A 4,989-nucleotide genomic window follows, 5' to 3' on the forward strand; every position below is an offset into this window, starting at 1 on the left:
TCTCTTAGAGGAATGATTCGATACTCAATTAGAAATTCCTGGTTAGAAGATTCTCTCTACTTTTATTTCCTTCTGCACCCTGTAAAAATTATTTTTGGGTTGCTCACAGGGTGCGGAAGATGGGTTAAATTGTCCTTTTTATGGGCTACTTTTAAAATTTCTTCATATATTTCTTGCCCTACATCTTCTATCATTGCTTCACCCTTAGCAATTCTTCCGGCATTGATATCCATTTTATCTGGCATCTTTAAGCTGAAGAATGTATTTAGACCCTGTTGATGGCGTTTACAGGAGCTTCCCCCTTTAAAACCCTAACAACATCGCTGCAAACAGTTCTTACAATATTTTCTTGAACCTGCTTGGTCATGGCAGCTATATGGGGTGTTGCGTAAACATTGGGTAACGCCAGCAATTCATCATTGCTCGGAGGAGGTTCAGTTTCAAATACGTCCAGAGCAACCCCGGCCAACCTTTTCTCTTTTATTGCAGAAATTAAGGCCTTCTTGTCAACAATTTCACTCCGCGCTGCGTTGATGAGGAAGGAAGAGGGCTTAACCATTTTTAACTCCCGCTCGCCAATTAACCCCCTGGTTTCTTTGTTTAAGGGTAAATGCAGCGTAATAATATCCGATTCCCTCAACAGGGTATCTAAGTCAACTAAAACGGCTCCCAATTCTGCGGCCTTTTCCTTCGATACAAAGGGGTCGTATGTCAGCAGTTTCATATCGAAACCCTTTATTTTCCGCGCAACTTTTTGGCCAATGGTCCCAAAGCCAATTATCCCCAGGGTTTTGCCTGTCAGCTCCAGCCCTAATAATGATTCCCTTTCCCATTTACCTTCCTTAATCTGTTGAACGCCTTCCGGAATCCTTCGAGTAATGGCTAATATAAGTCCAATTGTAAACTCTGCTACGGAATCGGCATTGGCAGCAGGCACATTGACAACCCAAATTCCTCGCTCTGTAGCCCTTTCAACGTCAATATTGTCGGTTCCCACGCCGTGCTTGGCAATAACCTTCAAATGGTGGGCAACGTCTATGCATTCTTTCGTTATCCTGGCAAACTTTACGACTATCGCATCCGCATTTCTAATTTCGGCTTTTAAATTTTCTGGGTTCGTATTTTCAATAACCCTAACCTCACCAATGGTCCGTAAGATCTTTAATCCTTCGTCAAGTAATGGCTCTGTGATGATATACATTATGCTTCCACTCCACATTTTCATAAATAAGTTTATTAGGGCTCCTTGCTATTGCAAGAAGCCCCCTATACCTTATATTTATTTCTTTTTCAGTGAAAATTTTTCGGCTAACTCTATATAGGTTTTTAGTTCGTCTTCAAGGAATTTAGTGTAGTCTTCAGTATTCAAATACATATACTCGGTATCCTGGTTCTTCATATACTCCTTATATTCGGGTGTATCTATTACTTCTTTGAAAATATCATGTAACTTTTTTACTACTTCTTTAGGGGTTCCCTTGGGAGCAATAAATCCCCGCGGCCCTAATTGAGTAACATCATAACCTACTTCTTTCAGAGTTGGGACGTCAGGATAGTTGGGATTTCTTTCATCGCCCATAACTGCTAACGGCCTTAAGTCACCCGATTTCATAAGGCCGGCCATATCGCTGGGCGCATGACAAGCAGCATCAATGTGCCCGCCAAGAAGATTACTTGCTACTTCAGCACCACCGCCGCTAGCAACTGCGATGGTGAAATCTATTTTTGCTTTATCCTTAAGTTTAGCCAAACCCATTAGCCAGGGACTTCCGGCAGAACCTACGCCAATCTTAAGTTTGCCGGGGTTAGCTTTGGCATCATTAATCAAATCCTGGATAGTTTTATATTTGCTATCCTTACGTACACTTATCATTCCCACGTCAGTGTTAACAGCAATAATGGGTTCAAAATCTTTGTAAGTTAACTCGGAAAGGCCCATAGCATAATTGATAGCCATATTTGCTGTATTAAAAGCTAAGGTATAGCCGTCGGGTTTGGCTTTCGCGGCTTCAGTAAACCCTATATTAGCTCCGCCACCTTCTTTATTTATAACTAAAACTGCTACACCTTTCGGCTGAAGCATATTGGCAAGTTTTCTTGCAATGGCGTCAGTCCCACCACCTGCTTTAAATGGCACAATTATTGTAATGGGCTTTTCAGGAAATTTTAATTCACTTGCTTGTTTCCCGGCATCCGGGGTTGCCTTTTGTCCTTCTCCTTTACCGCAGCCGGCGATAAGCGCAAGAGTCAAGATAGCAACAATGAAGATGGTCATCTTCTTGCTAACTTTAAACACTATTGTTTCCTCCCTTTTGTTTGCATTAGGATTTATTGCTCTACTTCTTTACTCTTTAACTTCTTTTTCTAGCAACACCCCCTGTATTTCTGCTTACTTTAAATTAACCACCTGTTAATTTTTTTATCACCCCCTAAAAATTATCCACCAGATAAAATAGGCATTTGGTTATATTGCTTTTATTTAAGTTTCTACTGTATTAGTATTAACTTTTTTGTTTTTAGCGTATATAAAGCGGACCACTGAATAAACTATAAGTAGTATGGCAATATATAGCATCGTTCCTGATATTGGCCGTTTGAAGAATTGCCATATATCCCCTTGAACAAGTACTAGTCCTCCTCTTAAACCTGTTTCCAACGTTTTCCCAAGAACAAGACCTACAACTAGCGGCGCGCCATCAAAATCTGCCTTTTCTGCAAAGTATCCTATGACAGCAAATATTAGCAGTAACCAGAGATCAAAAATGCTGTTGTTAATGCTATAGGCACCCGCTATAGTAATCAGCATGATTATGGGCATAAGTATTTTTGGTGGTATTTTGAGAACCGAAGCAAAGACCCCAACTAGCGGCAAATTGAAAATCAATAACATGACATTGCCAATGTACATACTAGCAATTACTGTCCAAAATAAGTCAGCATGTTGGCGAATAAGTAAAGGTCCTACGGCGACTCCATGAACTAAAAACCCACTCACAAGAATGGCTGTTGCTGCCGTAAAAGGAAGACCCAAAGCCAATAATGGCACCATGGCACCTGCAGCTGCCGAATTATTAGCTGATTCCGGTCCGGCAACACCCTCGACTGCACCTTTACCAAATTCCTCTGGATGCTTTGATAACCTTTTTTCCATCCGGTAAGAGACAAGAGAAGATATAAAATTCACCGGACCGGGCAAAAGTCCAATTATAAAGCCGATAACACCGCCCCTGAGCATGGGATTGATCGAACGTTTTATTTCCTCTTTATTGGGGTATAAATCTCTAAACCTTACATTAGGTACACTGCTTTTCTCGCAAGGACCACCTACCACTCTAAGGACTTCGCTAATCCCAAAAAAGCCCATGGCTACAATAGTAAACTCAATCCCCTGCTGCAAATTAAGAATTCCGAAAGTAAGTCTTTCGACACCTTCTTGAGGGTCAATACCGATAGTGCTGAGCATTATTCCCAAGAAGACCATCAACATCGTTTTAAGCATGGATTTCCCTGTGACATTACTTAGTAATATTAAGCCTAAAACAGCCAGAGCAAAAAATTCGACGGGTCCAAACTTAACCGCAAATAAGGCCAATTTAGGAGCAAAAAGCATCAAACCTACTATGCCCAGGGTACCAGCCACAAATGATCCTATAGCAGCAACGGCCATCGCTGCACCGCCACGGCCTTTTTTGGCCATTTGGTAGCCGTCAATACAGGTGACTACCGAGGCAGTTTCACCAGGCATATTAACTAAAATGGCTGTGGTAGAGCCGCCATACATTGAACCATAATAAATTCCTGCCAGCATAATTATCCCAAGAGCTGGATCCATGCCAAAGCTTAAGGGTAAGAGTAACGCCATTGCGCCAGTCGGCCCCAAGCCTGGTAATACACCGGTGATAGTACCAATAATTACCCCAAGAAGACAAGCCACTAAAGCTTGAGGCGTTATGGCCAGTTGAAAGCCATGGATCAAGTTGCTAATAACTTCCATATTTTACCCTCCTTTAATGATTATCTCAGGAATCCTTGGGGAAATGGTACGTTTAACCACAAGGCAAAAATTATATAGGCGATGCCCGAGGATAGAAGAGCATAAATTATCTGCTTTGCCCATCCTCCAATACCCATGACCCGGAATAGGTAAAACATTAAACAAAATGAAGCTATAAGAAACCCTGCTGTTTCCATGATTGCTATATATACGGCTACGCCTAAAACAAACAGAATTACTCTTTTGGCATTAAATGGTTCGGTGATATCCTGTTTCTGATTAGCCCCTTCATTAATTCTTTCTTTTTTCATTTCTAAAATACTATTTACAAGAACAATCAACGCCATGATAATAGCACCTAACCCTATGCCCAGGGGCAAAAATCCCGGACCTGGAGCATGGGTATTGCCTATTCTTAAAGTTAAAGCATTGAATGTATAGATTATGGAAACTAAGAGGATAAACCCCGTAAAATAAATTTCTTGCATTAGTGTCCCCTCCTTATTACAGACCTGGTAATTACGTTCAGCCTTGTCCACCTTATCCACATAACAAATCTAGCAATTAGCTGCCAGGCAGTAGTATATGAATAATGTCACAAATAGAGATAAGTGCAGTCCTAAAAACTAGTCTGCCCTAGAGAGTAAAACCTCTCGCGCGGCCTAAGGAGAAGTGCAGGGCATCAGTCTATTTAGAAAAGCCTAATTTTTTATATCTTGGTCGCTTTCGGGTACCAGCGCCTTGCCCCTTATTTTTTTCCTAATGGGACCTGGTGACGGCCACAAGGGAGATTAGGCCATAGGCCGTCACCAGTAACCCACCTAAGCCCAAATAACTATCACTAGATCCTGGCCCACTTCTCGTAACAATCCTTATTCTTCTTTTTTGACCGGGTTACGTAAAACACCGATTTCGGGTATGATGGCTTCCATTATGTCGCCCTCTTTTACGGTGTCCGGAGCGCCAATATCTCCCAGCGCTATGATGTCCCCTAC

5 protein-coding genes are annotated in these 4,989 nt (G+C 41.7%); all 5 read right to left on the minus strand.

Annotated elements, in window-relative coordinates:
- Positions 1-62 precede the first annotated feature (62 nt).
- The 5 genes from MOMUL_RS16430 to MOMUL_RS14945 all read right to left on the minus strand — a co-directional run bounded on the left by MOMUL_RS16430 (position 63) and on the right by MOMUL_RS14945 (position 4,542).
- Entirely contained in the window at positions 63-245 is a 183-nt protein-coding gene (locus MOMUL_RS16430) for a UxaA family hydrolase (RefSeq protein ID WP_153018455.1), read from the minus strand.
- Positions 246-265: 20 nt separating this feature from the next.
- Positions 266-1,201 (minus strand): hydroxyacid dehydrogenase, encoded by a 936-nt coding sequence (locus MOMUL_RS14930; protein WP_062286180.1) that lies wholly within the window; start codon positions 1,199-1,201, stop codon positions 266-268.
- A gap of 78 nt (positions 1,202-1,279) precedes the next feature.
- Entirely contained in the window at positions 1,280-2,296 is a 1,017-nt protein-coding gene (locus MOMUL_RS14935) for a tripartite tricarboxylate transporter substrate binding protein (RefSeq protein WP_062286181.1), read from the minus strand.
- A gap of 183 nt (positions 2,297-2,479) precedes the next feature.
- Positions 2,480-3,994: a tripartite tricarboxylate transporter permease gene (locus MOMUL_RS14940; RefSeq protein WP_062286182.1), complete on the minus strand. Its 1,515-nt coding sequence runs from the start codon at positions 3,992-3,994 to the stop codon at positions 2,480-2,482.
- 20 nt (positions 3,995-4,014) lie between these two features.
- Positions 4,015-4,542 (minus strand): tripartite tricarboxylate transporter TctB family protein, encoded by a 528-nt coding sequence (locus MOMUL_RS14945; RefSeq protein ID WP_161485041.1) that lies wholly within the window; start codon positions 4,540-4,542, stop codon positions 4,015-4,017.
- Positions 4,543-4,989: the final 447 nt, after the last annotated feature.

The organism is Moorella mulderi DSM 14980 (assembly GCF_001594015.1).
Taxonomy (GTDB): Bacteria; Bacillota; DSM-521; order Neomoorellales; family Neomoorellaceae; genus Neomoorella; species Neomoorella mulderi.

Coding starts and splice junctions, on each gene's coding strand:
- MOMUL_RS14940 (WP_062286182.1), bottom strand. CDS start 3,994: ATGGAAGTTATTAGCAACTTGATCCATGGCTTTCAACTGGCCATAACG.
- MOMUL_RS16430 (WP_153018455.1), bottom strand. CDS start 245: ATGCCAGATAAAATGGATATCAATGCCGGAAGAATTGCTAAGGGTGAA.
- MOMUL_RS14930 (WP_062286180.1), bottom strand. CDS start 1,201: ATGTATATCATCACAGAGCCATTACTTGACGAAGGATTAAAGATCTTA.